The sequence below is a fragment of the Sphingopyxis sp. GW821-FHT12F08 genome (genome assembly GCF_058806755.1).
Genome location: NZ_JBXAQA010000006.1, coordinates 250,891 through 275,409 on the forward strand (window position 1 = coordinate 250,891; position 24,519 = coordinate 275,409).

At 66.1% G+C, this 24,519-nt stretch carries 24 protein-coding genes; 13 read left to right on the forward strand and 11 right to left on the reverse strand.

The genetic code is table 11. From position 1 onward, the window contains the following. Positions 1-10: 10 nt before the first annotated feature. Positions 11-754, reverse strand: a complete 744-nt coding sequence (locus AC1RNQ_RS17280; protein WP_493173061.1) for an SDR family oxidoreductase — start codon at positions 752-754, stop codon at positions 11-13. Positions 755-869: 115 nt separating this feature from the next. Here AC1RNQ_RS17280 and AC1RNQ_RS17285 point away from each other — a divergent pair, with 115 nt between their 5' ends. Both AC1RNQ_RS17285 and AC1RNQ_RS17290 read left to right on the forward strand, forming a co-directional pair. Next, positions 870-1,280, forward strand: coding sequence for a winged helix-turn-helix transcriptional regulator (locus AC1RNQ_RS17285; RefSeq protein WP_493173063.1), 411 nt, complete (start codon positions 870-872; stop codon positions 1,278-1,280). A gap of 180 nt (positions 1,281-1,460) precedes the next feature. Beyond that, positions 1,461-2,576, forward strand: a complete 1,116-nt coding sequence (locus AC1RNQ_RS17290; RefSeq protein WP_493173065.1) for an amidohydrolase family protein — start codon at positions 1,461-1,463, stop codon at positions 2,574-2,576. A gap of 154 nt (positions 2,577-2,730) precedes the next feature. Here the strand turns inward: AC1RNQ_RS17290 and AC1RNQ_RS17295 are convergent, their stop codons facing one another. Then, complete coding sequence (locus AC1RNQ_RS17295) at positions 2,731-3,060, reverse strand: UrcA family protein (RefSeq protein WP_493173067.1); 330 nt, start codon at positions 3,058-3,060, stop codon at positions 2,731-2,733. A 151-nt stretch (positions 3,061-3,211) separates the two neighbouring features. Between AC1RNQ_RS17295 and AC1RNQ_RS17300 the strand changes: the two genes are divergently transcribed. Further along, positions 3,212-4,129 (forward strand): LysR family transcriptional regulator, encoded by a 918-nt coding sequence (locus tag AC1RNQ_RS17300; RefSeq protein WP_493173069.1) that lies wholly within the window; start codon positions 3,212-3,214, stop codon positions 4,127-4,129. Here AC1RNQ_RS17300 and AC1RNQ_RS17305 read toward each other — a convergent pair. Together AC1RNQ_RS17305 and AC1RNQ_RS17310 are read right to left on the reverse strand one after the other, a co-directional pair. Then, the gene (locus AC1RNQ_RS17305) at positions 4,083-5,675 is read right to left on the reverse strand and encodes a hypothetical protein (RefSeq protein WP_493173071.1); all 1,593 of its coding nucleotides are present in this window, start codon (positions 5,673-5,675) and stop codon (positions 4,083-4,085) included. The two genes, AC1RNQ_RS17300 and AC1RNQ_RS17305, sit on opposite strands and share 47 nt — an antisense overlap. 387 nt (positions 5,676-6,062) lie before the next feature. Continuing rightward, positions 6,063-6,560 carry a hypothetical protein gene (locus tag AC1RNQ_RS17310; protein ID WP_493173073.1) on the reverse strand — a complete coding sequence of 166 codons (498 nt, stop codon included), beginning with the start codon at positions 6,558-6,560 and terminating at the stop codon, positions 6,063-6,065. 173 nt (positions 6,561-6,733) lie between these two features. Between AC1RNQ_RS17310 and dnaN the strand changes: the two genes are divergently transcribed. Next, positions 6,734-7,849, forward strand: a complete 1,116-nt coding sequence (gene dnaN / locus AC1RNQ_RS17315) for a DNA polymerase III subunit beta (RefSeq protein ID WP_493173074.1) — start codon at positions 6,734-6,736, stop codon at positions 7,847-7,849. A 38-nt stretch (positions 7,850-7,887) separates the two neighbouring features. Beyond that, positions 7,888-8,259, forward strand: a complete 372-nt coding sequence (locus AC1RNQ_RS17320; protein WP_493173076.1) for a hypothetical protein — start codon at positions 7,888-7,890, stop codon at positions 8,257-8,259. Positions 8,260-8,270: 11 nt separating this feature from the next. On the opposite strand, the gene AC1RNQ_RS17325 is transcribed toward AC1RNQ_RS17320, so the two are convergent. After that, the gene (locus tag AC1RNQ_RS17325; RefSeq protein ID WP_493173078.1) at positions 8,271-9,614 is read right to left on the reverse strand and encodes a PQQ-dependent sugar dehydrogenase; all 1,344 of its coding nucleotides are present in this window, start codon (positions 9,612-9,614) and stop codon (positions 8,271-8,273) included. Positions 9,615-9,768: 154 nt separating this feature from the next. Here AC1RNQ_RS17325 and AC1RNQ_RS17330 point away from each other — a divergent pair, with 154 nt between their 5' ends. After that, positions 9,769-9,999: a hypothetical protein gene (locus AC1RNQ_RS17330; protein WP_493173323.1), complete on the forward strand. Its 231-nt coding sequence runs from the start codon at positions 9,769-9,771 to the stop codon at positions 9,997-9,999. A 4-nt stretch (positions 10,000-10,003) separates the two neighbouring features. Here AC1RNQ_RS17330 and argC read toward each other — a convergent pair whose 3' ends face one another. From argC to AC1RNQ_RS17345, 3 genes are all read right to left on the reverse strand, one after another. Then, entirely contained in the window at positions 10,004-10,924 is a 921-nt protein-coding gene (gene argC / locus AC1RNQ_RS17335; protein ID WP_493173080.1) for an N-acetyl-gamma-glutamyl-phosphate reductase, read from the reverse strand. Between the two features lie 4 nt (positions 10,925-10,928). Further along, on the reverse strand, positions 10,929-11,870 hold the full coding sequence (locus tag AC1RNQ_RS17340) for a C40 family peptidase (protein ID WP_493173082.1): 942 nt from the start codon (positions 11,868-11,870) through the stop codon (positions 10,929-10,931). A 76-nt stretch (positions 11,871-11,946) separates the two neighbouring features. Then, on the reverse strand, positions 11,947-13,359 hold the full coding sequence (locus AC1RNQ_RS17345) for a leucyl aminopeptidase family protein (protein ID WP_493173084.1): 1,413 nt from the start codon (positions 13,357-13,359) through the stop codon (positions 11,947-11,949). Positions 13,360-13,414: 55 nt separating this feature from the next. Between AC1RNQ_RS17345 and AC1RNQ_RS17350 the strand changes: the two genes are divergently transcribed. Genes AC1RNQ_RS17350 through AC1RNQ_RS17360 form a run of 3 tightly spaced genes read left to right on the forward strand, consistent with a single transcriptional unit; the run spans position 13,415 to position 15,405 of the window. Further along, complete coding sequence (locus AC1RNQ_RS17350) at positions 13,415-14,254, forward strand: DUF4163 domain-containing protein (RefSeq protein WP_493173086.1); 840 nt, start codon at positions 13,415-13,417, stop codon at positions 14,252-14,254. 8 nt (positions 14,255-14,262) lie between these two features. Beyond that, a complete protein-coding gene (locus tag AC1RNQ_RS17355; RefSeq protein WP_493173088.1) occupies positions 14,263-15,198 on the forward strand; it encodes an SDR family oxidoreductase in 936 nt (311 codons plus the stop codon). A gap of 24 nt (positions 15,199-15,222) precedes the next feature. Continuing rightward, on the forward strand, positions 15,223-15,405 hold the full coding sequence (locus tag AC1RNQ_RS17360) for a DUF3008 family protein (protein ID WP_037511241.1): 183 nt from the start codon (positions 15,223-15,225) through the stop codon (positions 15,403-15,405). A gap of 283 nt (positions 15,406-15,688) precedes the next feature. On the opposite strand, the gene AC1RNQ_RS17365 is transcribed toward AC1RNQ_RS17360, so the two are convergent. Next, a complete protein-coding gene (locus AC1RNQ_RS17365; protein ID WP_493173090.1) occupies positions 15,689-17,170 on the reverse strand; it encodes a hypothetical protein in 1,482 nt (493 codons plus the stop codon). 238 nt (positions 17,171-17,408) lie between these two features. Here AC1RNQ_RS17365 and AC1RNQ_RS17370 point away from each other — a divergent pair, with 238 nt between their 5' ends. Then, positions 17,409-17,978: a hypothetical protein gene (locus tag AC1RNQ_RS17370; protein ID WP_493173092.1), complete on the forward strand. Its 570-nt coding sequence runs from the start codon at positions 17,409-17,411 to the stop codon at positions 17,976-17,978. Here the strand turns inward: AC1RNQ_RS17370 and AC1RNQ_RS17375 are convergent, their stop codons facing one another. Beyond that, positions 17,979-19,538, reverse strand: coding sequence for a flavin-containing monooxygenase (locus AC1RNQ_RS17375; protein WP_493173093.1), 1,560 nt, complete (start codon positions 19,536-19,538; stop codon positions 17,979-17,981). A 187-nt stretch (positions 19,539-19,725) separates the two neighbouring features. Between AC1RNQ_RS17375 and AC1RNQ_RS17380 the strand changes: the two genes are divergently transcribed. Next, a complete protein-coding gene (locus AC1RNQ_RS17380) occupies positions 19,726-20,850 on the forward strand; it encodes a DUF47 family protein (protein WP_493173094.1) in 1,125 nt (374 codons plus the stop codon). A 15-nt stretch (positions 20,851-20,865) separates the two neighbouring features. Continuing rightward, the gene (locus AC1RNQ_RS17385) at positions 20,866-21,879 is read left to right on the forward strand and encodes an inorganic phosphate transporter (RefSeq protein WP_493173096.1); all 1,014 of its coding nucleotides are present in this window, start codon (positions 20,866-20,868) and stop codon (positions 21,877-21,879) included. 1 nt (position 21,880) lies between these two features. On the opposite strand, the gene AC1RNQ_RS17390 is transcribed toward AC1RNQ_RS17385, so the two are convergent. Continuing rightward, on the reverse strand, positions 21,881-23,350 hold the full coding sequence (locus tag AC1RNQ_RS17390; RefSeq protein ID WP_493173097.1) for a DUF4403 family protein: 1,470 nt from the start codon (positions 23,348-23,350) through the stop codon (positions 21,881-21,883). 597 nt (positions 23,351-23,947) lie between these two features. Between AC1RNQ_RS17390 and AC1RNQ_RS17395 the strand changes: the two genes are divergently transcribed. Next, positions 23,948-24,478: an OB-fold protein gene (locus AC1RNQ_RS17395; RefSeq protein ID WP_493173098.1), complete on the forward strand. Its 531-nt coding sequence runs from the start codon at positions 23,948-23,950 to the stop codon at positions 24,476-24,478. The last annotated feature ends 41 nt before the right edge of the window (positions 24,479-24,519 follow it).

A 24,519-nucleotide genomic window follows, 5' to 3' on the forward strand; every position in this document is an offset into this window, starting at 1 on the left:
ATGGCGTGGGTCAGAGCGATTTCAGCATCGCCAGCACCTGCGGCACGGTACCATTCGCCTCGGCGGTGCGCAGCGGCAGCACATTCTGCACCAATATCTCCTCGGGCGTCGGCACCTCTGCGAACAGCCCCATCACCTCGTCGGCGAAGTCGCTCAGCGGCATATAGCCCTCGCGCGTCGACTGGCCGGGGGTCAGGTCGGTGCGCACCGCGGGCGGCGCCAGCTCGATCACCTCGACCCTGCCCTCAAGCTGGATGCGCAGCGCCACCGTATAGCTGTGCATCGCCGCCTTGGTCGCCGAATAGGTCGGCGCCCCCGGCAGCGGCACGAAGGCGAGGCCCGAGGTGACGTTGACGATCGCCGCGTCGCCCTGCGCCGCCAGATGGTCGACCAGCGCGTCGATCAGCCGGATCGGGCCGAGGATGTTGGTGATCACGGTCGCCTCGGCATGCGTCAGGTCGCGCCGCGTGCTCGCATCCTCGGCGCTCATGATCCCGGCGTTGTTCACCAGTATATTGAGGCCGGGATAGCGCGCGACGATGTCCTTCGCGAAGGCCGCGATCGCATCGGCGTCGGTGACGTCGAGCGCCGCCACTGCCATATTCGCGCGCCCCGCGACCGCGGCGTCGAGCTTCGCGGCGTCGCGCCCGGTGACGATCACGCGGTTGCCCGCGTCGTGCCAGCGCTGCGCGAGCGCCAGCCCGATGCCCGAACCGCCGCCGGTGACGAGGATGGTGTTGCCTGTGGTCTTCATGGTCTTCCTCCATTGGGGGCTAGTGAGACCGGCTAGATACCCCTATACTCTCCAAAAGGAAGAAGGCACCCAAAAGTGCTATAGTTACCGAAAAGAGAGTTTTGGATTTTCCGCGATGCACAGCCCCAAAAAAAATTCCTACGACCCCGACGCGCCGGTCGACCCGCGCGTCGAGGCGCTGGTCAACGAGCTGATCGGCCGAGTCGCCGACAAATGGACGCTGCTGACTTTGGAGGTGCTCGAGGAGCATGGCGAGTGCCGCTTCACGCGGCTGGCGCAATTGGTGCCGGGGATCAGCCAGAAGATGCTGACGCAGACCCTGCGTGCCATGGAGCGCGACGGGCTGGTCCACCGCACCGTCCACCCGGTGATCCCGCCCAAGGTCGAATATCGGCTGACCGGGCTGGGCCACAGCCTCGGCGAGGCCTTTTGCGGTGTCTGGCAATGGGCCGAGGCGCATCTTTGCGCGGTCGAGGAGGCGCGCGCCGAATTCGACGGGCGCGCTCAGGCCTCGATGCAAACATGACCGTCATTCCCGCCTTCGCGGGTACACCGATATTATAACTCACTGGAGGTGACCATTTGAACACCGCCTCGCGAGGAGGAGGGCCTTCGTTGATCCGAATGGGAGAGCATGTCCAAGTTTCGGTAAAGCGGCTGTCGGTTTTGGCATAGGACATGTAGGAAACGGTTACGGAGGCCGACCATGGACACGAGTCGTCGGGGATTCCTGACCGGAACGACGGGGCTCGCGGTGGCGGGCGTGACCACATCGGCGGGCGGTCAGGCTGGTAAGGCCCCGATCCGCAAAATCGCCACCGAAGAGGCGTTCGCGACACCCGAACTCGTCAAGGCCTGGCTGGAGATCGCGCGGGCCGATCCCGGGTCGAGCCTTGATGTGCAGACCGGCATTCTCTCGATCTTCGACAATCCGCGCCCGGGCTCCAATCAGGACCGGTTTCGCCGGCAACTGCTCGACCTCGATGCGGAGCGCCTCGCCGACATGGATCAGGCGGGCGTCGATGTGCAGATTCTCTCGGTCACGATCCCGGGAGTCCAGATGTTCGAGCCCGCTGCGGCAAGCGCGCTGGCCATCGCCACCAACGATCATCTCGCCGCGGCGATCTCGCGCCATCCCCGGCGCTTCGCCGGACTGGCCTGCTTCGCTCCGCAAGATCCGGTGCGGGCCACCAAGGAGATGGAGCGCGCGGTGAACACGCTCGGGCTGAACGGTTTCATCGTCAACTCCCACACCGGCAATCTCTATCTGGACGACCCGCGCTTCGCGCCGATTCTGGAGGCCGCGCAGGCGCTGGACCGGCCGATCTATCTGCACCCGCGCGCACCATCGAACGGCATGGCGGCTCCGTTTCGCGACTATAGCATGGGCGGGTCGATTTGGGGTTTCGGAGTCGAGGCCGGAACGCATGCCGTGAGGATGATCCTCAGCGGCGTGTTTGACCGCTATCCTCGACTGCGCATCGTCCTCGGCCATATGGGCGAAGCGCTGCCCTTCTGGATGTGGCGTCTCGACCATATGGCGGAACGCCGGGCCAAGGACGGGCGGATGAAGCCGCTGTCGCTGGCGCCGAGCGCGTATTTCCGGCGCAATTTTGCCGTGACGACCAGCGGCTTCGAGGCTCCCGACGTGCTCGACCTGGTGATCAAGACCGCGGGAATCGAGAATATGATGTGGGCGATCGATTACCCTTATGAGAGTTCACGCGATGCGGTGGCCTTCATCGAAGGGGCGAGACTGAGCATCGATCAGCGCGCCAGTATCTTCCACCGCAATGCGGAGCGCCTTTTCCATCTGGCATGAAGCAGTCTTGACCTATCGCTACAGCCGCCGGCTCGCCTGAAAGCGGCCGGACGGCTGATAGCGAGTGCGATGTCAACATTGCCACTCGGCGCATATGGTGGCCCCGCTTTCGCGGGAATGACGAAATTGGAATGATCGGTCCGGTGTCGTCCGATCATTTCTGGATCGAACTCACCCGGATCGGTTCGGCGCGCGCCATGCCGGCGATCACCGCCTCGGCCTTCGCGGTCGCGAGCAGTCGCGTTTCGCGGCGGCATTCGCGCACGTCGTTCGTGCCCGCCAGGTCGAAATTCGAAACGGGTCCGCAGACTTCGACGACGGCGCGCCAGATGCGGCGGTCGAGCGTCTTCGCACCCGCCCTGGTGCCGAGGTCGAGGTCCTTGTGCTGGACGACGACGCTGGGGTTCGCGGGCGCGTCCTGGGCGAAAGCGGGCTGGCCGACCGAGGCGGTGGCGAGCGCGGCGAGGATCAGAAGCTTTTTCATCTCATGTCTCCATCGTCCGGCTGAAGGGGAGGGGAGGAAGCCGGTAGGACACAAATAGGCCTCGGGAGGACGCCGCGGGAGCAACGATGTTGCCGGGTCATTCTGCAAAATTGCAGAATGGCGCGCGCTCCATTATGTCGCACAAGACGCCATGTACGACTGGAACGATCTCAAGGCCTTTCTCGCGGTCGCCGAGACCGGCAGCACGCTGTCGGCGGCGCAGGCGCTGCGCGTCAGCCAGACCACCGTCGCGCGGCGCATCGCCGCGCTCGAGGAAGCGACCGGGCTCAACCTCTTCGAGCGGCGGCAGGCGGGCTATGCGCTGACCCCGGTCGGCGAGGCGATGCTGGCGAGCGCGGCTGCGGTGCGCGACGCCGCCGACCGCTTCGGCGACGCGGCCGGCGCGAAGTCGCGCGACGCCGGCGGCACGGTCAGCCTGACGACGATGGAGATCTTCGCGGTGACGATCTTGCCGCCGATCTTGCGCGACCTGCGCGCGGCGCATCCCGGTATCCACATCCATCTCGACACGACCGACGAGCCGCGCGACCTCGCCGCCGGCGCCGCCGATATCGCGATCCGCAGCAGCAAGCAGCCGAGCGGCGGCGGCCTCGTCGGGCGGCGCATCGCCGACAATCCGTGGACCGTCTATTGCAGCCGCGACTATGCCGACCGCCACGGCATCCCGCACACGCGCGAGGAACTGGCGATGCATCCTTTTATCGGCGGCGGCGGCTATGTCTGGGAACCCTATCAGGCGTGGCTGCGCCAGCACGGGCTCGAGGAGTCGGTGGTGATGAAATATGACACCGGCACCGGGCTGCTCGCCGGGGTGCGCTCGGGCATGGGCCTCACCATCCTGCCCGCCTTCCTCGCCGACCGCGAACCCGACCTTGTCCGCTGCATCCCGCCCAAGAGCGAGGATACCACCGGGCTGTGGCTGCTGACCCACGAGCGGCTGCGGCATGTGCCGCGCGTGCGGCTGGTGCTCGACTTCCTCGCCGCCGCGCTGACGCGCCCGCTCACTTCAGGAAATGATGGCCATCGAGCGAGTCGCCCAGCGCCCTGACCAGCGCGGCTTCCTCGGGCCCGAGCCGGGCGTAGCGCGTGTAGAGCCGCGGTTCGTACAGTGCGAGGCCATAGCCGCCGACCTTGCCGAAGCGCGGGCAATCCCTGGGCACTTTCTTGAGGTCGAGCTGCGGCCCGATCTCCCACTCGCCCGCGAGGACGCGGCTGTTGACGATGTCGAACAGCGCCGGACCCGTCGCGGCGAATTCCTCCTCGGGCAGCGCCTCGAGCAGCGCTGCGGCGCGGCGGACGTTGCGCAAATGGCGCCCGTCGCGCGCGGCCTTCAGCCAGGCGACCAGCCGCAGCCCATCGCCGGGGCGGAACAGGCCGTTCGCGCTTCGCAGGCGCTGCGCCGCCGCGGTGTCGGCGTCGGCCAACGGCGTTTCGGCGATTTCGCGCCAGAAGGCGGCGACGCGCTCGCGCTCGGTCTCCGCGGCGGCGATCATCGCGGCGGTGACCGGGCCGTCCTTGGCGAACAGCCGCGCATCGTCGTTGCGGCCACCGTCCGCGGGGCGCGGAACGAAGGCCTTGGGCACCATCACATATTCGTTGCTCCACTCGGGGCCCAGCGGCACCGGCCGGTCGCGCAGGAAGCCGATATGCCATTCGCTCTTGCCGCCGAGGATCGCGGTCCAATGGAAGACGGTGAAAACGGGCAACCGTCCGACGATCTGCGCGCGGCCCCACACGACGGTGCGGTCGCCCTCCGCGCCCGACACACGGATCCGAAACATCGGCCCGGTCACCAGTCCCAGCGGCACCTCGTGGCGTCCCGAGGTGACGGTCAGCGCCGTATCGACGTCGGCGTCAAAATCCTCGTCCACCGGGCGTTGCAGGACGGGCGGCTTGCCTTCGCGCGGCCAGTGCCACCCCGCGGGCGCGACGCCTTCGCACGCGGCGCGGAGCTGCGCCATGCCCGCGTCCGACAGGCGGTGCAGCATGACGCGGCGGGCCTTGCCCCGATGTCCTTCAGCGCCGGGCAACGACAGCGCACGCGCAACATTGCATCGTTCGACCAACTGGCGCGCCCTCGCACCGGTGTCGGTCTCGGCGGGAACGATCAGCAGCCTGTCGCCGGGGTCGATCGTCGCCCATTCGGCGGCGCCCCGCTGCAACTCGGCGAGCGCCTTCTTGCCGCCGAGACGCTGGACCAGATAGAGCGCGGCGAACCCCAGCGGCAGCAGGCCCCACCAGGGTGCCGCGCGCCCCGTGACGACGTCGATGGCGACGAGCAGCATCGCCCCGGCGATCAGCACCGCCTGTGCCAGATGCGCACGAAAGGCGATCATGCCCCAGGCGATGATCGGGATCGACATCGGAATGCCGAGCAACAGCGCGGCGAGCAAAGGCTGCCACCAGGCAAGGCTGCCGCCGGGCTCGATCACCGCCGACAGCGCGAGCCATGCCACCCACAGGATCGGCCCGAAGGAAAAGGCGAGCCCGATCAGCGGGTGATAGGGGATCGGCATCGTCCCGATCGGGAAGATCCAGCGAAATCCCAATTTCCGCACAATACCGCCGACCACCATGCCGCTCCGCCCCGCCATCCTAGGCCGGCTCCTAGCGGCTTTTCCTTTCACTTGGGTTAGGATGGCGACGCCCGCAAAAAGCGCTTTCCTAAAATATTCGTTTGTGATCCAAGCTGATGGATGACGACCATCGCTTCTCCAGCCCGTTGCGCCCGTGTGACATGCCTTGCCTGCCCGGCACCCGTCGCCGGCGTGGCGAACCGCGATTCCAGTGTAAAGTTGCGCAGTTTTCCGCCATTCCTCTCCATTCGTCACCCCGGGCTTGACCCGGGGCCCGCCTTTTCTTCCGATGCCGCAAAGAAAGACAGGCCCCGGGTCAAGCCCGGAGTGACGGCATGGAATCGTCCCGCAGAACATGATTCCACAGTGAAGTTCGGCGGAATTATGCGCTTTTCCCGTCCGGCCTCAGCCCAGCCTTGCGCATCCCAGCGCCGCCGCGTCGATCGCCGTCGCGGCGCCGCGCAGGCGATAGGTGTCGGCGATCGACCCGCCGCTGCCCGACACGCTCTCGACGCTCATGCTCGGTGCCGATCGCATCGCCGCGACGATGGCGGCGTCCATGCGCGCGTCGCTCGCCCAGCCGTGCGCGCCGTTGCCGGTCAGGACGAAGCGGCGGCTGCCGATCGTCAGCCGCAGCTCGGCGTCGGCGCGGCGCGCCTTCGACAGGCGGATATAGAATTGCCCGCGGATGCGCGACTTGGGCCAGTAACCGACGCTGGCATAGGCCTTCACCTGCGGCGTGCCGACGGTCGCCGAGGGCGCGGCGATCGCATAGCAGCGCGGCGTGGCGGGGTCGCGGAAGGCGCCCCAGCCGTCGAAGATGCCGAGCGCGGCGCGCGGCGCTGCAGCCGCCATGGCGGGCACCGCCGCCAGCATGAGCAAAAGGGGAGGGAGGCGGCGCATCGCGCCTCGATTGCGCGATTGGGGATGCTTTGCAAGCATGGCTTGCACCCCGCCACGCGCGCGTTAAGGATGGGTGACATTTTCGGGGGCAGGGAATCGGGGCATTCATGCCCGCGGCGCCCTTGACCCTCCAGGGGCTTCTCCCGCACGAGCATTAGGATGGCGGAATACAAATGAAAGCGACGATCGAACGCGCGGTACTTCTGAAGAGCCTCGGCCACGTCCAGTCGGTGGTCGAACGGCGCAACACCATCCCGATCCTGTCGAACGTGCTGATCGAGGCCGATGCCACCGGCCAGCTCAAGCTGATGGCGACCGACCTTGATCTGCAGGTCGTCGAGACGATCGCCGCGAAGGTCGAAACCGCCGGCACCACCACCGTCTCGGCGCACACTTTGTTCGAAATCGCCCGCAAGCTGCCCGAGGGCGCCGAGGTCAGCCTCGCCGCCGCCGAGGGCAAGATGCAGGTCAAGGCCGGCCGCTCGAACTTCAACCTGCCGACGCTGCCGCGCGACGATTTCCCGATGATCGCCGAAGGCGACCTGCCGACCAATTTCGAGCTGCCCGTCGCCGAGCTGATCGAGATCATCGACAAGACGCGCTTCGCCATCTCGACCGAGGAAACGCGCTATTATCTGAACGGCATCTTCTTCCACGTCGCTGAGGATGCGACGGGTCCGGTGCTGAAGGCCGCGGCGACCGACGGCCACCGCCTCGCACGCTACACGGTGACGCGCCCCGACGGCGCGGCGTCGATGCCCGACGTCATCGTGCCGCGCAAATGCGTCGGCGAAATCCGGAAATTGCTCGACGAGGCCGAGGGCAATGTCGAGATCAGCCTGTCGGCGACCAAGATCCGCTTCCAGCTCGGCAACGCGGTGCTCACCTCGAAGCTGATCGACGGCACCTTCCCCGACTATAGCCGCGTCATCCCGACCGCGAACGACCGGCTGCTCAAGGTCGACCCGAAGAGCCTGTTCCAGGGCGTCGACCGCGTGTCGACGATCGCCAGCGAAAAGACCCGCGCGGTCAAGGTCGGCCTCGACAAGGACCGCATCACGCTGTCGGTGACGAGCCCCGAGAACGGCACCGCCGCCGAGGAACTCGCCGCGGTCTATGACAGCGAGGCGATGGAGATCGGCTTCAACGCGCGTTACCTCAGCGACATCCTCGGGCAGGTCGACGGCGACAATGTCGAGCTTCATCTGGCCGACGCCAACGCCCCGACGCTGATCCGCGAAAGCGAGAAGAGCCCGGCGCTCTATGTCCTGATGCCGATGCGGGTGTAGTTGAGATGAGGGGTTGCCGACGACTGGTCGGTTCTTTGATGGCTACGGCGCTCGTGTGCGTAGCCATCCCGACCTATGCGGCGCCTTCAGGATTTACTTCTCAGGACAAAGCTGATGCGATTTGCTTAGGTGTCCTTGGTCGCGCTTGGCGTACGCTTCCGGATGACGCTCCAGTTGAATTAAAGCTCGGCCTAACAGGCGTGCTAAACTATTTTGTCGGCAAGATTAGAGGTCGTCACCCCTCATTGAAACTCGCCGATCTGTTCAGTGCTGACTATGCGGCATCGCTTCAACCTGAATTGGATTCGTCGATGCAACGGTGCGCCGATGAAGGCATGAAATTTGGCGTCGAACTCGAAGCTGCAGGGCGAGATTTGAAGCAGGCGGTAAAAGTCGACCCGGTGCCATAGCAAGGCAAAGCTCACCCCGCCTTCGCCACCCGCCAGATCACCCCGCCGGTGTCGTCGGCGATCAGCGCGCTGCCGTCCTTCGCGACCTTGACGTCGGCCGGCCGGCCGCGGGTGGTCTTGCCGTCCTTGCCGAGGAACTGGTCGAGCAGCGCGATCGGCAGCGCCTCGGCCGGCTTGCCGTTGGCGCCGAATTTCACGAACACCACGTCATAGCCCGACACCGGCTCGCGGTTCCACGAGCCGTGGCGGGCGACCAGCGCGCCGTTCGCGAAGCGCTCGCCGAGGTCGAGTCCCTGGGTGAAGGTCATGCCCAGCGGCGCGGTGTGCGCGCCCAGCGCATATTCGGGGCGCCGGACATATTGGCGGCGATCTTCGCCTTCGGGCGCGACGCGCGGGTCGACGAAGCCGCCCCAATAATACCAGGGCCAGCCATAGAAATCGCCCTCGTCGACCTCGGCCAGATAGTCGGGGACCAGGTCGCTGCCGAGCATGTCGCGCTCGTTGACCACGGTCCACAGCTGGTCGCTGCCGGGATAGAAGGCGATCCCGACGGGATTGCGGATGCCCGCAGCGAAGGTGCGGATATATTTCTGCGCCGGCCGCACCTCGAGCACGCTGGCGCGGCGGAACTCGCGGTTCATGCCCTTTTCGCCGATGTTCGAATCGGCGCCGACGCCGATGTAGAGCCAGCCGTTGGGCGCCGCCGCCAGGCTCTTGGTCCAGTGGCGGTTGGTGCCCTTGGCGGGCAGGTCGACGATCTTGGTGGGCTTGCCGCTCATCTTCGTCTCGCCCGCGACATAGGGGAAGGCGAGCAGCGCGTCGGTGTTCGCGACATAGAGCGTGTCGCCGACCAGCGCCATGCCATAGGGCGAGTTGAGGCCGGTGATATAGGCGGTCTTGACCTCGGCCTTGCCGTCGCCGTCGGCGTCGCGGAGCAGGGTGATGCGGTTCGCCGACGGGCGGCGACCGGTGCCGCCCTTGGTCATCAGCTTGCTCATCACCGCGCCCTCGATGCCCGACGTGTCGCGCGGCGGGCTCTGGCTTTCGGCGGTCAGCACGTCGCCGTTGGGGAGCACAAGAATGGTGCGCGGATGGTCGAGCCCCTCGGCGAAGCGCTGGACGGCGAGGCCCGCCGCGGCGCGCGGTGCCTGACCCGCGGGCCAGTTCGTCGCCTCGGGCACGTTGGTCGTGGGAATGGTCTGCGCGTCCTGCGCGCCCATCACCGGGACCCGGCCGCTCGTCTCGGCGACCGAAAAGCGCGCCACATCGGGCCGCGATAGGATGTAGAGCGTGACGCCCCCGACGATCAGGATCAGCAGCAGGGCGAGGAGGACATATTTCAGGATCTTGCGCATGGCAGCCTGTCTACACGGGCGGCGCGCGGTGGCAAAGAGGCGAAACGCGGGCACGGCATGGTTAACCAAAGGCTGCCCGCGATTAACCTTACCCACGCGTTCAGCACTATTGGGAACGGCGCGGTGAGGCGGCACGCGTAGAGCGGTGCCCGACATGATCGGGGACACCATGGAACTGCCGGCACCTTATCTGCCCGACCGCGCCGCGGTCGACGAGGCGCATGCGATGATCGCGCGCCACGGCGACGAGGCGGGCTATGCCGCGGCGGCGCGCGCCGAGCAATATCGCGTGCTCGGCAACCATATCCACTTCGCGCGCTGGCGGCAGATCGAGCGGCTGATCACCTATTTGTCGATCGAGGACGTGCTCGGCACGGTGCACTGAGGCCTTAGAGGCGCAGCCCCGCGGTCTCGGGCAGGCCCGCCATGATATTCAGATTCTGCACGCACGCGCCGCTCGCGCCCTTACCGAGATTGTCGAGCCGCGCGACGAGGCGGAGCTGCCGGCCGTCGGCGCTCGCATAGAGCATTAACTCCATCGCGTCGGTCGCGGCGTCGTCCTTGCGCAGCAACAGCTCGCTCTCGTCGCCCGCGCGGCGGACGCTGACCAGCGCCGACCCTGCATAATGCGCCGCGAGCGCGTCATAGGCGGCGTCGGCGGTCGGCGCGTCGAACATCAGCGGCACCTCGACCAGCATCCCGCGATAGACCGGCACCACCGCCGGCGCGAACAGCGGCGGATAGGCGAGGCCCGCGCCCGCCTGCATCTCGGGCACATGCTTGTGCGCCAGCGACAGGCCATAGCTGCGAAAACCGATGTCGGGCCCGGCCTCGAAGCGCGCGATCAGCTCCTTGCCGCCGCCCGAATAGCCCGACACCGCGTTGACGCTGAGCCGCGCGTCCTTCGCGACGATGTCCGCCGCAACCAAGGGCGCGACGAGCGCGAGAAAACCCGTTGGATAGCAGCCGGGGTTGCTGACGCGCGCCGCCGCCGCGATCGCATCGCGCTGCCCGGCGGTCAGCTCGGGAAAGCCATAGGCCCAGCCCGGCGCGACGCGGTGCGCGGTCGAGGCGTCGATCACCTTGGTGCGGTCGTTCGCGATCATCGTCACCGCCTCGATCGCCGCGGCGTCGGGCAGGCAGAGGATCACGAAATCGGCGTCGTTCAGCGCCTCGCGCCGCGCCTCGGCGTCCTTGCGCCGCGCCTCGTCCAGCGTCAGCAGCGAAAATTCGTTCCGCCCTGCAAGGCGTTCGGCGATTTCGAGGCCCGTCGTTCCCGCCGCGCCGTCGATGAAAACCGTCTGTGTCATGATGTTATGCCAGTCTTTTAGTGCCGCTCACCGGCGGCTCATGTCCCTTGGCGGCCGAGCGTGCGATCACGTCGGCCAGCGGCTCCACCTTCACTGCCATCCATCGTCGGCTGGCGTGGATGATGTTGGTGGCGTCGGCCATGATCCCGACATGGCCGGGGAAAAAGACGAGGTCGCCGCGCTTGAGCGCGGCCGGATCGACATCCTTGTCGGCGCCGAGCGATGCGAGTTGCAGGTCGCTGTCGCGCGGCAGCTGCACGCCCGCCGACGCACAGGCGAGCTGGACCAGTCCCGAGCAGTCGATCCCCGCGGCGGTGCGTCCGCCCCATAGATAGGGGGCGCCGACGAGGTCCTCGGCGATCGCGGCCGCGTCGCTCTCCTCGGCATCGGCCTCGACCAGCGCGGCGAGCGGCAGATAGCCATGCGCGGTCGCGAGCCATTCGCCCTCGGCCACGCCCATCACCAGCGCGCCGCGCGGCAGCACCGCCGATCCGCCGCTCGCGGCGTCGGGGGCGCTGTGCAGCAGAGCTTCGCTCGCGCGCACGCGGTGTGTCGGCGCGATCGGCGCGCCGAGCGCGTCGGCGGCGAGATAGCCGACATAATGGTCGGCGAGGCAATAGCCCCACGCCCAGCCGCCGGTGAGGTCGAGTAGCGCGAAGCCTTCGCCGTAGAGCAATTCGCTCGTCTGGTCGGCGTCGAGCGACGGCGCGCCGCGCAGCACCGCCGAGGGCAGCACGCAGCTGCTCATCATCGGTGCGGCATAATGCGGCGCGAAATGCTGCCCCGCGACCGCGATATCGGCGAGGTCGGGGCGGATTGCGACGACGCGCGGGTCATAGCTTTGCGACGTCCCGCTCAGCCCGAAACGGTCGCGCCCCGCGCCGGCCGCGCCGGGCCGCCCCATGCGGATGCGACCCGCCGCCAGATGTTCGCCCTCTGCTGTCACTCGCTGTCCCGATATGTCGTCAAAACCGCCGTCCGGCGCCCAATCGCGGCGCATTAGCCCAGCGGCATGGCCTTTATCAAGCCGGATCGCTCTTGCGCCGCCGGTCGTAGCGTAGCTGCAGCATCGCCCATGTCGCGCGCAGCCCGAGCGCCGCGCCGCCCTTGGGCCGGCCGTGCTTCGCCGAGGGGCGCCAGGCGAAGGTGTCGATATGCGCCCAGACGATGCCTTCGCCGACGAAGCGCTTGAGAAACAGCGCGGCGGTGATCGTCCCGGCGAAGGGCGACGAGCCGGCGTTGCCGAGGTCGGCGATGTCGGTCTCGAGCAGGTCGGCATAGCCGTCCCACAGCGGCATGCGCCACAGCGGGTCGTCGCGCTCGATGCCGCCCGCGAGCATCGCCTCCGCCAGCGCATCGTCATTGGCGAAGAGCGGCGGCAGGTCGGGACCGAGCGCGACGCGCGCGGCACCGGTCAAGGTCGCGAAATCGACGATCAGCTCGGGCTTGTCTTCGCTCGCCTTGGCCAGCGCGTCGCCGAGCACCAGCCGCCCCTCGGCGTCGGTGTTGCCGATCTCGACCGTCAGCCCCAACCGGCTCTTCAGCACGTCGCCGGGGCGGAAAGCGTCGGCCGAAATCGCATTCTCCGCCGCGGCGACCAGGCAGTGCAGGCGCACCGGCAGCCCGCTCGCCATCACCAGCTCGGCGAGCGCCAGCACATGCGCGGCGCCGCCCATATCCTTCTTCATCAGCCGCATGCCCGCCGCGGGCTTGATGTCGAGCCCGCCGCTGTCGAAGCTGATCCCCTTGCCGACGAGCGCGACCCTGGGGTGGCTGTCCTTGCCCCAGACGATCTCGATCAGCCGCGGCGCATGGTGCTTCGCCGCCGCGCGCCCGACCGCGTGGATCATCGGATAGCCCTGTTCGAGCGCCTCGCCCTTGGTGACGGTCAGCTTGGCGCCATGCGCCTTCCCGATGCGCTCGGCTTCCTTTTCGATCGCCGCGGGCCCCATGTCGGCGGCGGGGGTGTTGACCATGTCGCGCACCAGCGCGGTCGCGCGCATCTCGGCGACCATCGGCGCGATCGCGGCGACGTCGCTCGTCAGCAGCACGCGCGGCGCGCGCGGCTCGGCCTTGGGGCGATAAAGGTCGAAGCGATATTGGCCGCTCATCCAGCCGAACATAGCTTTGCCCGGCTGCGCGCCTTCGACGCGGTAGCGGCCTTCGGGCAGGATCTGGCCCAGCTTGGCCAGGCACCAGGTCGACAGGCTGTCGATGCTGGCCACCGCGGTGACGACGCCCCATTTCTCGGGATCGTCGCCGGGAAGGATCGCATGGACAAAGGCGTCGGGCTTGAACCCGACCGCGGCGAGATGCGCGCGCTCGCGCGCGCTGCGCCCGTTGAGCCAGCCGTCGTAGCTCTTCTTGTCCACCAGATGGATGGCGCGCGCGGCCTGCCCCTTGTCGGGCTGGATCAGGTCGGAATAGTCGATCATGCGCAGGTTGCTAGGCTGACACGGAAACTTTGTCGATTCCCGGCGTTGTTCGGGGATGACGATCACTGCCCCCCGCCGCTTCGCCGCGGCGCTCGTCCCGGCGATCCTCTTTATTTCGGCCTGTTCGGGTGAACCCGCGCCGACCCGGGCCGAAAAGGAGGCCGCCGCGAAGGTGCCGGGCGCGCCGCCGGGGGCGTCCGACGACCTGAAGGCCGCCGATGCCACCGCGTCGAATGTCGAGGAAAAAAGCGAGCTGATGGAGTTCGCCTATAGCTATCCCGTGGACGCGGCGCAGATCCCGCGGCTCGCCGAGTGGCTCGACAATGATCGCGCGGCCAAGCGCGACGCGCTGGTTGCCGAATCGCGCCGCGACCAGGCGCTCGCGCAGCAGGAGGGCTTTCCCTATCGCGCGCACAGCCATCTCCAGAAATGGCAGCGCGTCGCGAACACCCCGCGCTTCCTGAGCCTGTCGAGCGAAATCGACACCTATACCGGCGGTGCGCACGGCATGACGAGTTTCGACACGCTGATCTGGGACCGCAACACCGGCGAAAGGCGCGCGCCGCTCGACCTGTTTACCAGCGGCGGGGCGTTCGACGCGGCGATCCGCGACGATTTCTGCGCCGCGATCAAGCGCGCAAAGGCGGCGAAGGGCATCCAGCCTCCCGGCGAAGAGTCCGACTCTGCCTTCGCCAAATGCCCGCCGGCGTCGGCGCAGACTGTCTGGCTCGGCTCGTCCGACGGGCGCCATATCGACCGTATGACGATCGCGATCGCGCCCTATGAGATCGGCGCCTATGCCGAGGGCGATTACCGCATCAACCTGCCAATCACGGCGAAACTCGCGCGGGTCGTGAAGCCCGATTACGCGCGCGATTTCCTCCCCACCCGATAGGATCAACCATGGCCAAGCAACCTAAAGCCGGCAAGGTCGGCGAAACCCCGGCCGAAAAGAAAGGCAAGAAGCGCGCCGCGGCGAAGCTGAAGAAAGAGGTCGGCGCGGGCAAGACGATCCGGAAACCGCCCCGTGACCGCGAAGCCGATCTCGACCGCGCGCCCAAGTGGCAGCCGCGCTATCCGGGATCGGGGCGGCTGGGCGGCAAGGTTGCGATCGTCACCGGGGGCGACAGCGGCATCGGCCGTGCGGTCTCTGCGCTCTTCGCGCGCGAGGGCGCCGATGTGGCGATCGTCTATCGCGACAACCGCGCCGACGCGGTCGAAACCGCGGCGATCGTCGAAGCCGAGGGCCGGCGCGCGATCATCATCAAGGCCGATGTCGGCAAGGTCGATGCGGGCGCGAAGATCGTCGCGAAGACCGTCGAGAAGCTCGGCCGGCTCGACATCCTCATCAACAATGCCGGCGAGCAGCATCCCGCCGAGGACATCGGCGACATCAGTCCCGAGCAGCTGCAGCGAACCTTCGCGACCAATATCTTCGGCATGTTCTATCTGGTGCAGGCGGCGCTGCCGCATCTCAAAAAGGGCGCGGCGATCGTCAATTGCACCAGCGTCACCATGTACCAGGGCTCGGCGGGCCTGCTCGACTATAGCGCGACCAAGGGTGCGATCACCGCCTTCACGCGCTCGCTGAGCGAAAATCTGGTGGGGAAGGGCATTCGCGTCAACGGCGTCGCGCCTGGCCCGATCTGGACCCCGCTCAACCCGCGCGGCGGCGCGCCCGCGAAGAAGGTCGCGACCTTCGGTGAAAGCACGCCGATGAAGCGCCCCGGCGAACCCAATGAGGTCGCGCCCTGCTTCCTGTTCCTCGCGTGCGACGACAGCAGCTATATGTCGGGCCAGGTGCTGCATCCCAACGGCGGGACGATCGTTAACGGATAGCGGGGAGCAGGCAGGAGAAAGACGATGCCAGCCAAGTCCAAGGCCCAGCAGAAAGCCGCGGGTGCCGCGCTCAGCGCCAAGCGCGGCGATACGCCCAAATCGAAGCTGAAAGGTGCGTCGAAGGAAATGGCCGAAAGCATGACCGAAAAGCAGCTCGAGGATTTCGCCAAGGGTTCGACCAAGGGCAAGCCCGAGCATGTGGACTGAGGGGTGGGGCAAGGGCGGCAGCTGCTGCAGATTATTTAGAATATTCGCGCAGAGGCGCAGAGAAGGACGATCTTTCTTCTCTGCGGTCTCTGCGCCTCTGCGCGCATTGATTTGATCGGGTGCAGTGCGGCCGCTTTCGGGTGAAACTGGCCATTTCCGGCCCCTCCTCTGAAGAGGAGGGGTTCAGGTCTCGAATCCACCCCAAACCCGCCATCTATCCCAAAACACATAACCCCGGGCCTTTATCGGACCCGGGGTTACGCGACTGCGACCCAGTGCAGCTCTATTTTTTCGGCGCCACCTTGGCCGGTGCCGGTACGGTTCCACCCGATTTCACCGGCAGCGTGTTCGGCACTTCATAGGCCGAGCCCATCGCGACCAGATGGCTGATCGCGATGCGGCGTGGCGTCAGCGCCTTGGGCTGGATGCCCTGATAGGAGAAGCTCGTCGCACTGTGGCATTCGAAGCAATTATTGCCCTGCTGCCCCTTGGCGCTCTGCAGGAAGGTTTCCGCGGTTGTGTTCATCAGGCTGATCGCGCCGACCGCATTGGTCTGGTTGAGGCTCGCCCAATTCGCGTTGGTCGTGACATAGGTGTTCGGCTTGAACCACGCCGTCCCGATCAGATTGTAATTCTGCAGCGGCGAATTGTTCGGGAAATTCTTGGCCGCCCCCTGCGATGCGGTGTTGATCGCGGTGATGTTCGTTGGGCCGTTCGGCTGGGTGTCGCCGCCGGTCTGGTTCATCTGCACGACCTGCGTCGCCGGCGAGAATTTGCCCGTCGCAGCGTCGAAGCTGACCGTCGCGGGGTTGGTGTTGGTCTCGACGAGCAAAGCTTGCTGCGAATAGGGCGTCCCCGCCTTGTAGAAGGTGAAATTATTGGGGTTGCTCTGGCTCGCGTCGAACACGAACGTGTTGTCGGGGAACATCGGCGCGTTGAGCTTGTGCTCGAAGGTCGCCCAGACGAACTCGGGATGGTTCTCGGTATAGCCGACGACGTGCATGCCGACGAGCGCGACGGTCACCGTCTCATATTTGCCGCTCGGCACGACGGCGCAACTCGCGCCGTTGCAGTTGTTCTGTAGCACCGGCACCTCGGCCTGCGTCGTATAGGCGCCCGCGGGCGCCGCCTCGCCGGCGGCGAGCCGGTACCAGGTCGCCTTCACGATCGCGTCGCCGACGCTGAAATAATCGTCCTGGTTCGGGTTATTCTGATAGGCGCCGGTGGCGATCAGATTGCGTTTGACGACGTCGAAATAATTCGAGGTCATGTGGCTCGACGCATAGACCGGATAGCCGTTCGGGCCGATCAGCATGCTGCCGTCGGCCTCGACGATCGCCCCGTCCTGGCTGGGTGCGCCGTCGGCCATGTGCAGCGGCTTCATATGCGCGTCGAGTCGCAGCAGCGACGTGCGCGGAACCTCGGACGTGTTGGTGAGCAGGTCGTCGGGGACCTGCCAGGTCAGGAAGCGCGGCGTGCCGTCGATCGGGGCATTGGCCCAGACAAAGGCTTCCCACGACCATTGGTTGAACAGGCAGTCGTTGGCGGTCGCGCTCATCGTCGTCGGCATCGTCGCGGTCGGGCTCAGATAGCCCTGCAGTCCCTCGGCCCAACCGAAGCCCTCGGGGCAGCCGCCCGCGGCGGCGACTTCCTTCTTGTCGCCATAGCCGCCGTCCTGGCAGCCGGCGAGAAGAAGCGGCGCCGCCAGCGCGAGTGCGATGCTGCGAAGCGGTAATCGAGCAAATATCGTTTCCGAAAATTTCATGATGCGACCTCCCCCTGATCGCAAGCAGACTATTATAGTTTGTGAATAGAGTAAATATCGTGAGTGCACTTAAGAAGTCGGGAGCTCGAGAAATATTGCTGCCAATATGGTTGCGACCGGCGCGCGGGGTGTGTCCGGCAGCACAGATCGGGGCAGCGGGGCGAGGCATGAACGCGCTGGCTTCGGGCCCGGTGATCCGCCATCATCGGGGCGGGTCGGACATCGGGGGGAGGGTGCGATGCGTGCGATTGGGACGGGGTTCGTGGGGCTGCTGGCCTTGCTGCTGGCGGGGTGCAGCTTTCAGGCGGCGCTCGACAAGATGGTCTCGCCCGAGCGGCAAAAGGAAATCATCGCCATCGGCGAGCGTTTCTGCACCGACCCCGCGAGCACGGTGAGCCTGCTCCATCCCGAGATTGCGAACACCGCGGTCGAGGCCGCGCCGCTGCTGCCGCGCGAATGCCCCGAAGGGGCCGCGACCTGGCAGCTCGCCTCCTATGAATGGAAAACCAATGCGACGCCGGGGCTGAGCCAGCGGCAGGAGGACGTCGTCGTCGTCGGCCACGCCGGGGCCAAGTGGACGACGGTGTCGCTGCGCTTCTATGCCGAGAATGACGCGCCGATGCGGATCACCGAGTGGAACGTCGTTGCGAGCCCGACGAAGCCCGAGGCGCTGGCGACCATCGAGACTTACGACTCGGTCGCGAAGACCGCGCGCATCGTCGTGCCGCTGGTACTGCTGGCGATCGGCGGGCTGATCTTCTGGCTGGTCAGGCGGCGCCGCGCGAAGCGCCCCGCCCCGCCCGCCTGATCATTCGGCGGCTTCGAGCGCCGGGGCTTCGGTCTCGGCCGCCGCGGCGCGCGCATTGGCGAAGCTCAGCACGCCGTCGTCGATCGTCCCGGTGCGCATGTCGACGCGGTCCTGCAGATAATTCTGGTTGAGCCGCCACGGCAGCTTGTCGGCATTCTTCGGCATGATGTGCAGCGAGCGCTGGATATAGCCCGACGAGAAGTCGAAGATATTCTCCTCGGTCAGGCTCGCCGGATCGGGGAGCACGGGCGTCGCGACCGTCGTCCCGGTCGCCTGCATATGGTTGAGCACGCGGCAGACATATTCGGCGACGATGTCGGCGCGCAAGGTCCAGCTGGCGTTGAGATAGCCGAACACCGCCGAGAAATTCGGGACGTTCGAGAACATGCACGCCTTGTAATAATAATGCTCGCTCCAGTCGACGAGGTCGCCGTCGACCCGCACGGGGATCTTGCCCGCGACCGCGAGGCTGAGCCCGGTCGCGGTGACGATGATGTCGGCATCGAGATGCTTGCCCGACTTCAATTGGATACCGGTGGCGTCGAAGCGTTCGATATGGTCGGTGACCACCGACGCCTTGTCGCGCTTGATCGCCTCGAAGAAATCGGCGTCGGGAACCAGGCACAGCCTTTGCTCCCACGGATTGTAGGGCGGGGTGAAGGCTTCGGCGTCGTAGCGGTCGCCCAGCGTTTTCTGGACCTGCTTGGTCAGGAAGTCGCGGACCTTCTCGGGCTTGGTGCGCGCCTTCTGGAAGACGATGTCCTGCATCTTCACATTCTTGAAGCGCGTGATCTTGTAGGCGAGCTGCTCGGGCAGGATCTTGCGCAGGAAATTGGCGATGCCGTCCTTGGCGGGGCGGATCGCGAACCAGGTCGGGGTGCGCTGGAGCATCGTGACATGCGCCGCGCCGGGGCCGTTCCTGGGATCGGTCATCGCCGGAACGATCGTCACCGCGGTCGCGCCCGATCCGATCACCACGACCTTTTTATCCTTGTAATCGAAGTCCTTCGGCCAGAATTGCGGATGGACGATCTGCCCCTGGAAATCGTCGCGCCCGGTGAAATCGGCGTCGAAGGGCGAGTCATAGTCGTAATAGCCCGCGCCGAGGTACAGCCAGCGCGCGGTCGTCGTCGAGGTGCCGCCCGCTTCGTCCTCCATCGTCACCGTCCAGCGCGCCGCCGCGCTGTCCCAGTCGGCGCCGACCACCTTGCGATCGAAACGGATGCGCTCGCGGATGTGGCGCTCGTCGACGATGCGGTTCAGATAGTCGAGGATCGCGGGACCGTCGGCGATCGACTTCTCGTGCTTCCACGGTTCGAAGACGAAGCCCAGCGTGTGCATGTCGCTGTCCGACCGGATGCCGGGATAGCGGAACAGGTCCCACGTGCCTCCCAAGTCGGCGCGGCGCTCGACCAGCGTAAAGCTGCGGTCGGGGGCGTGGGTCTGCAGGTGCACGGCCATGCCGATGCCTGAAATGCCCGCGCCGACGATCAGCACATCCTGATCGACCGCTGCATCCGCCGTACTGCTCGCGCGTTCCATGGTCGCACTGTCTGCCATGATCTCGTCTCCCATTTGTCTTTGGCGGGCAGCTTACGCACCGCGTTGCATTTTGCAATGGATTAGACGGGGGTGCGTTCGGGGGGCGAAGCCGCCTTGTCGCTGTCACATTATTGTCATAGGGGCGTAACCTGTTTGTCACTTGAGCCGTCATGCGGCGGAAACCACTGGAAAGGATGAAAGCCCGATGCGTCAGATCGCCGTCCTTCCCTATCGGTTCAGCGGACCGGCGCAGGACGGGCCGACCGAAATCCTGCTGATCACCTCGCGCGAGACCAAGCGCTGGGTGGTGCCCAAGGGCAATCCGCTGACCGGGATGGAGCGCCACGCCGCCGCGGCGATCGAGGCCGAGGAGGAAGCGGGGGTGATCGGCGCGGTGTGCCCGACGCCGATCGGCAGCTATGAATATCGCAAGCGCCGCGCCAATGGCGCGTCGATCATGTACCAGGTCGAGGTCTTTCCGCTCGCGGTGACCAACGAACTGGACGAATGGAAAGAAATGGACGAACGCGACCGCAGGTGGTTCTCGTTCCGCGATGCCGCGGCGGCGGTCGAGGAACCCGACCTGCAGGCGCTGATCCGCTCGTTCGGCGATGGCGGTTTCCGCGCTGTCGCCCAGCCGCGCGGCGCCGTTCAGAATGTAGCCGACAAGACAGGGGTTAGCTGGATGTTCGCATGGTTTCAGCGTTTGCTGCCGCGACAGGGAAATTTCTTCGAATTGTTCGAAAGCCACGCCGCGACGCTGGTCGCCGCCGCCAACGCGCTGTCGCGCATGCTGCAGGGCGGCGAGGGCATGGCCGACCATGTCCAGGAAATCATCGAGCGCGAGCATGACGCCGACGCGATCACCCGCGAAGTGCTCCAGACCGTTCGCCGGACCTTCCTGACGCCGTTCGACCGCAGCGCGATCACCGACCTGATCGCCTCGATGGATGATGCGATCGACGAGATGCAGAAGACCGCGGGCGCGGTCGACCTCTACGACGTCACCGAATTCGAGCCCGAGATGCGCGATATCGCGGGCATCATCGTCGACGCCGCGCGGCTGACGGCGGAAGCGCTCCCGCTGCTCCGTAACATCGGCGCCAACGGCCCGCGGCTGCACGAGCTGACCGAGCGGCTGGTGCGGATGGAAGGGCATGCCGACGAGATTCATGCCGCCGGGCTCAAGCGCCTGTTCCGCGAGCATGGCGAATCGAACCCGACGCGCTTCCTGATCACGCGCGAACTCTTCCGCCATCTCGAGCGCGTCACCGACAGCTTCGAGGATGTCGCGAACGAGATCGACGGCTTGGTCATCGACCACGCGTAAGCGGGGGCGCGATCCATGCACGAACTCGCTTTCCCGCTCCTCGTCGGCCTCGTCCTCCTTGCGCTGGCGTTCGACTTCCTGAACGGCCTGCACGACGCGGCGAACAGCATCGCGACCGTCGTCGCGACGCGGCTGCTGCGCCCGGTACAGGCGGTGCTGTTCGCGGCCTTCTTCAATTTCGCCGCCTATTTCCTGTCGGTCATCTTTCCCGAACTCCACAAGGTCGCCGAGACGATCGGCAAGGGGATCATCGACAAGGATCTGGTGACCCCCGCCGTGGTGTTCGGCGCATTGGTCGGCGCGATGTTCTGGAACGTGGTGACCTGGCTGAAGGGCATTCCCTCCTCGTCGAGCCACGCGCTGGTCGGCGGGATCGTCGGCGCGGGCGTCGCGCACGCCGGCTTCGAAGGGATCGAGTGGACCGGGCTCAACAAGACCGTGATCGCGATCTTCCTGTCGCCGATGCTCGGCATGCTGCTCGCGATGCTGGTGATGCTGGTGAGCAGCTGGGCGCTGCGCCGCGCGACCGCCAATTTCGCCGAAAGGACATTCCGCCACCTCCATCTCTTTTCGTCGGCCGCCTATTCGATCAGCCACGGGCTCAACGACGCGCAAAAGACGATGGGGATCATCGCGGTGCTTCTCTATTCGACCGGCTATCTGCAGGGCGAATTCCATGTGCCGCACTGGGTGGCGTTCAGCTGCTATGTCGCGATCGCGCTGGGTACGCTGTCGGGCGGGTGGAAGATCATCGAGACGATGGGCGGGCGTATCACCAAGCTGTCGCACCATCAGGGCTTCGCTGCCTCGACCGGCGGGTCGATCATGGTGTTCACCGCCAGCCTGCTCGGCATCCCGGTGTCGACGACGCACACGATCACCGGCAGCATCATCGGCGCGGGCGTCGCGCGGCGTACGAGCGCGGTGCGCTGGGGCGTCGCGGGCAATGTCGTCGCGGCCTGGTTCATCACCATCCCGGCGAGCGCGGTGGTGGCGGCGCTCTTCTACGCGCTGACGCGGCTGTTCTAGCTCATTTCACCGGGCGGTAATCGACCGTCGCGCTGCCGGTCATCTGGACCGGCAGGTACAGCCCGTTGCCATAGGCCTTGATCTCGCCGATCGCGAAGCCGTCGACATGCGTGCGGATCAGGAAGGCGCCCTCACGGCGCTGGCCCACTGCGCGGCGGATCTTGCCCTGCAGCTTTTCGAGGTCGCCGGTGAAATTCTGGGTCAGCGCGTCGGCGATCAGCGGCGCGAAGCCTTCGCTACGACCGAGCAGGATCAGCAGATCGCCGCCCACCCCGTCGCTGTCGCCGTTGATCACCAGGTCGGTGAAGCGCACCTCGGCCGACCCCGCCGCGTTGCGCGGGATCGCGGTCATCCAGATGCGCCCGTGCGTCGGCTCGCCCTTGCGGCTTTCGAGCCGCGCCTCGACATCGACCCCGACCGCGATCCGCCCGCCCGGAGCACCATAGATGGTCGACTTGCCGAAGGCGACGTCCATCGGCCCGAGCTCGGGGAGCACGAACGGCCGCGTCGCGCGCTTGGCGAGCGCGCGGTCGACCACCGGTTGGAGCTGGGCATAGTCGGCGATCACGGGGACGCGCACGTCGAGGTGCGGCTTGGGCGCCTCGCGCACCAGCTTTGGCAGTGGGGTCGGCGCGGGGTCGGCGGGGCGCTCCGACACGAAGGTCTCGGTCACCCCCTCGATGCCGAGGTTGAGGTTCAGCTTCTGCCCGTTCAGGCGATAGCCGCCGTAAAGGATGCGCTTCGGCGTCACCCGCATCCACACCGGCGGTTTCTCGCGGTTGAGCTCGAGCGTGGTGAAGCTCTGCCGCCAGACCTCGGCCGCCTGTTTGCGGATATCGATCCTGGCGATTTCGCGGTTCACTTCGCGCTCGACCCCCGCGACGACGGGCTTCAGCTTGGCGTCGGCCTCGTCGGTGAAGGTGATGTGCTTGCCCAGGAAATCGATTCCCGGCGCCTTCGTCCAGCCATAGGTGACGCGCGCGCGGCCGCGTGTTATCCAGTCGGAGGTCAGCTCGATCCGCACCCGCGCATGCGCCATCGCGGCGCCGGTCGCGGTCTCGCCCTTCAGCACCCCACCGACGTCGCGCGCGCTGATCGTCGCGGTGAGCGGCACATCGATGACAATCTCGTCGCCTTCGCCGCGCAGCCGCAGTGGCCCGCGCGTCACTTGCCCGACGATGGTGCAGGGGATGGCCGGGGTGAGCTTGATCTTCTTGCCGAAGAGTTTGACCCGCTGCGGCGTGACGCACGCTTTCTCGCGGCGGTCGATCGTCCACAAGGTCTTCGGCACCGCACGCTCGAGTTCGCGCTTCAGCGGGCCGATGTCGGCGTCGATCGGGACCGCGATCAGGGAAGTCTGCGACGGGGAGGGCGCCATATCGGTGGCGCGCGGCGGCGCCTCGGCCCCGCCCTTGGCGGGATCGCAGGCGGTGAGCAGCAAAGATGTGGCTACCAGTGGGATCAGTCGCATATGGCGCCCTCGATGCGGTACTTGCCCATCATAATCTCAAAGCAGTTAAGCCGTTCCTTGCGAAGACTGGCAATGCGGAGAAGGTTAGGAATCCGCCCAACTTCACTCTGAAATCGCATTCCGTGCGGAAGGCCGCGCTTCGTTCGTTGACCCCGGGTCCCGCATTTCGACGCCCGCCAGCGGGACCCCCGGGGCAAGTTCGGGGTGACGCGGAGGGCAACTCGCGCCTGACGGCGGAAAACTGCGTAACTTCATTCTGAAATCGCATGGCGCGCACCGGCTATTCCGGTTTGCCGAGGACGCTAAAGCGACAAAGGATACGGATGAAGGGATCGAAAATGTCTCCTTTGTCGGTTTAAGCGAAGAGATTCGCCTGTCATCAGGGGTGACGGAGCGTACCCGTGCGCGGGACTGAAAGAGGAAGGCGAGGTCAAGCATGGGCCGAGGCTATGCACGTCAAATAAATTAGGACAGCGATTTTTTTGTCATGCCGCGATATGCCGAAATTCGAAGCTAGAGTGATGCCGGACTATTTCCAGTTGATTAAAATGGAACGCCGGATAGCTTCGATCCTGATCTTTTTGCTGGGGGAATGTCATGACGAATGATGCGGGAGTCGAGGCGCCGAAAAAGAAGCGGGGCTGCGGATTCTGGATGTTGGTGGGTTTGGGCGTGTTCGTCGCTCTGGTCATCATCGGATCGCTCTTGCCCGAGCCGACACCGGAGCAAAAAGCGGCTCGCGAGGCGGAAAAACAGCAACAGGTTCAAGCCGAAGCGGTAGAGGAAAAAGCCACGCGCGAGGCAGCACGCGCTGCAGCGGTGAAAGTCACCGCGCGCGAACTTTTCCGGGCTTATGATGCGAATGAAGCGGCCGCGCAGCAGCAATATGGCGATCGCCTTTTGGAGGTGACCGGGATCGTCGATGGCGTGGACCTGGATTTCAGTGACGAGCCCTATGTCAAACTGCGCACGGACAACCAGTTCATGTCGGCGCAAGCACGATTGGTCGATGCGGATCAGCCAAATGCGGCGCAATTGGCAAAAGGGCAGCAGGTGGTGCTGCTGTGCAATGACGTGTCGGAACTGGCGGGCATGCCGATGCTGAAGGAATGCAGCTTCGCGGAATAGGCTAAGACGAATCCCGAGCGATCATGTGGTGTGCTCTGGAA

Excerpts from the sequence above, each read along its gene's own strand:
- AC1RNQ_RS17365 (WP_493173090.1), bottom strand. The coding sequence starts at position 17,170 with ATGAAATTTTCGGAAACGATATTTGCTCGATTACCGCTTCGCAGCATC.
- AC1RNQ_RS17395 (WP_493173098.1), top strand. The coding sequence starts at position 23,948 with ATGACGAATGATGCGGGAGTCGAGGCGCCGAAAAAGAAGCGGGGCTGC.
- AC1RNQ_RS17360 (WP_037511241.1), top strand. The coding sequence starts at position 15,223 with ATGCCAGCCAAGTCCAAGGCCCAGCAGAAAGCCGCGGGTGCCGCGCTC.
- AC1RNQ_RS17380 (WP_493173094.1), top strand. The coding sequence starts at position 19,726 with ATGCGTCAGATCGCCGTCCTTCCCTATCGGTTCAGCGGACCGGCGCAG.
- AC1RNQ_RS17285 (WP_493173063.1), top strand. The coding sequence starts at position 870 with ATGCACAGCCCCAAAAAAAATTCCTACGACCCCGACGCGCCGGTCGAC.
- AC1RNQ_RS17320 (WP_493173076.1), top strand. The coding sequence starts at position 7,888 with ATGGCTACGGCGCTCGTGTGCGTAGCCATCCCGACCTATGCGGCGCCT.
- AC1RNQ_RS17355 (WP_493173088.1), top strand. The coding sequence starts at position 14,263 with ATGGCCAAGCAACCTAAAGCCGGCAAGGTCGGCGAAACCCCGGCCGAA.
- AC1RNQ_RS17385 (WP_493173096.1), top strand. The coding sequence starts at position 20,866 with ATGCACGAACTCGCTTTCCCGCTCCTCGTCGGCCTCGTCCTCCTTGCG.
- AC1RNQ_RS17375 (WP_493173093.1), bottom strand. The coding sequence starts at position 19,538 with ATGGCAGACAGTGCGACCATGGAACGCGCGAGCAGTACGGCGGATGCA.
- AC1RNQ_RS17390 (WP_493173097.1), bottom strand. The coding sequence starts at position 23,350 with ATGCGACTGATCCCACTGGTAGCCACATCTTTGCTGCTCACCGCCTGC.
- AC1RNQ_RS17300 (WP_493173069.1), top strand. The coding sequence starts at position 3,212 with ATGTACGACTGGAACGATCTCAAGGCCTTTCTCGCGGTCGCCGAGACC.
- AC1RNQ_RS17280 (WP_493173061.1), bottom strand. The coding sequence starts at position 754 with ATGAAGACCACAGGCAACACCATCCTCGTCACCGGCGGCGGTTCGGGC.
- AC1RNQ_RS17330 (WP_493173323.1), top strand. The coding sequence starts at position 9,769 with ATGATCGGGGACACCATGGAACTGCCGGCACCTTATCTGCCCGACCGC.
- AC1RNQ_RS17305 (WP_493173071.1), bottom strand. The coding sequence starts at position 5,675 with ATGGCGGGGCGGAGCGGCATGGTGGTCGGCGGTATTGTGCGGAAATTG.
- AC1RNQ_RS17370 (WP_493173092.1), top strand. The coding sequence starts at position 17,409 with ATGCGTGCGATTGGGACGGGGTTCGTGGGGCTGCTGGCCTTGCTGCTG.
- AC1RNQ_RS17325 (WP_493173078.1), bottom strand. The coding sequence starts at position 9,614 with ATGCGCAAGATCCTGAAATATGTCCTCCTCGCCCTGCTGCTGATCCTG.
- AC1RNQ_RS17350 (WP_493173086.1), top strand. The coding sequence starts at position 13,415 with ATGACGATCACTGCCCCCCGCCGCTTCGCCGCGGCGCTCGTCCCGGCG.
- AC1RNQ_RS17290 (WP_493173065.1), top strand. The coding sequence starts at position 1,461 with ATGGACACGAGTCGTCGGGGATTCCTGACCGGAACGACGGGGCTCGCG.
- dnaN (WP_493173074.1), top strand. The coding sequence starts at position 6,734 with ATGAAAGCGACGATCGAACGCGCGGTACTTCTGAAGAGCCTCGGCCAC.
- AC1RNQ_RS17345 (WP_493173084.1), bottom strand. The coding sequence starts at position 13,359 with ATGATCGACTATTCCGACCTGATCCAGCCCGACAAGGGGCAGGCCGCG.
- argC (WP_493173080.1), bottom strand. The coding sequence starts at position 10,924 with ATGACACAGACGGTTTTCATCGACGGCGCGGCGGGAACGACGGGCCTC.
- AC1RNQ_RS17295 (WP_493173067.1), bottom strand. The coding sequence starts at position 3,060 with ATGAAAAAGCTTCTGATCCTCGCCGCGCTCGCCACCGCCTCGGTCGGC.
- AC1RNQ_RS17310 (WP_493173073.1), bottom strand. The coding sequence starts at position 6,560 with ATGCGCCGCCTCCCTCCCCTTTTGCTCATGCTGGCGGCGGTGCCCGCC.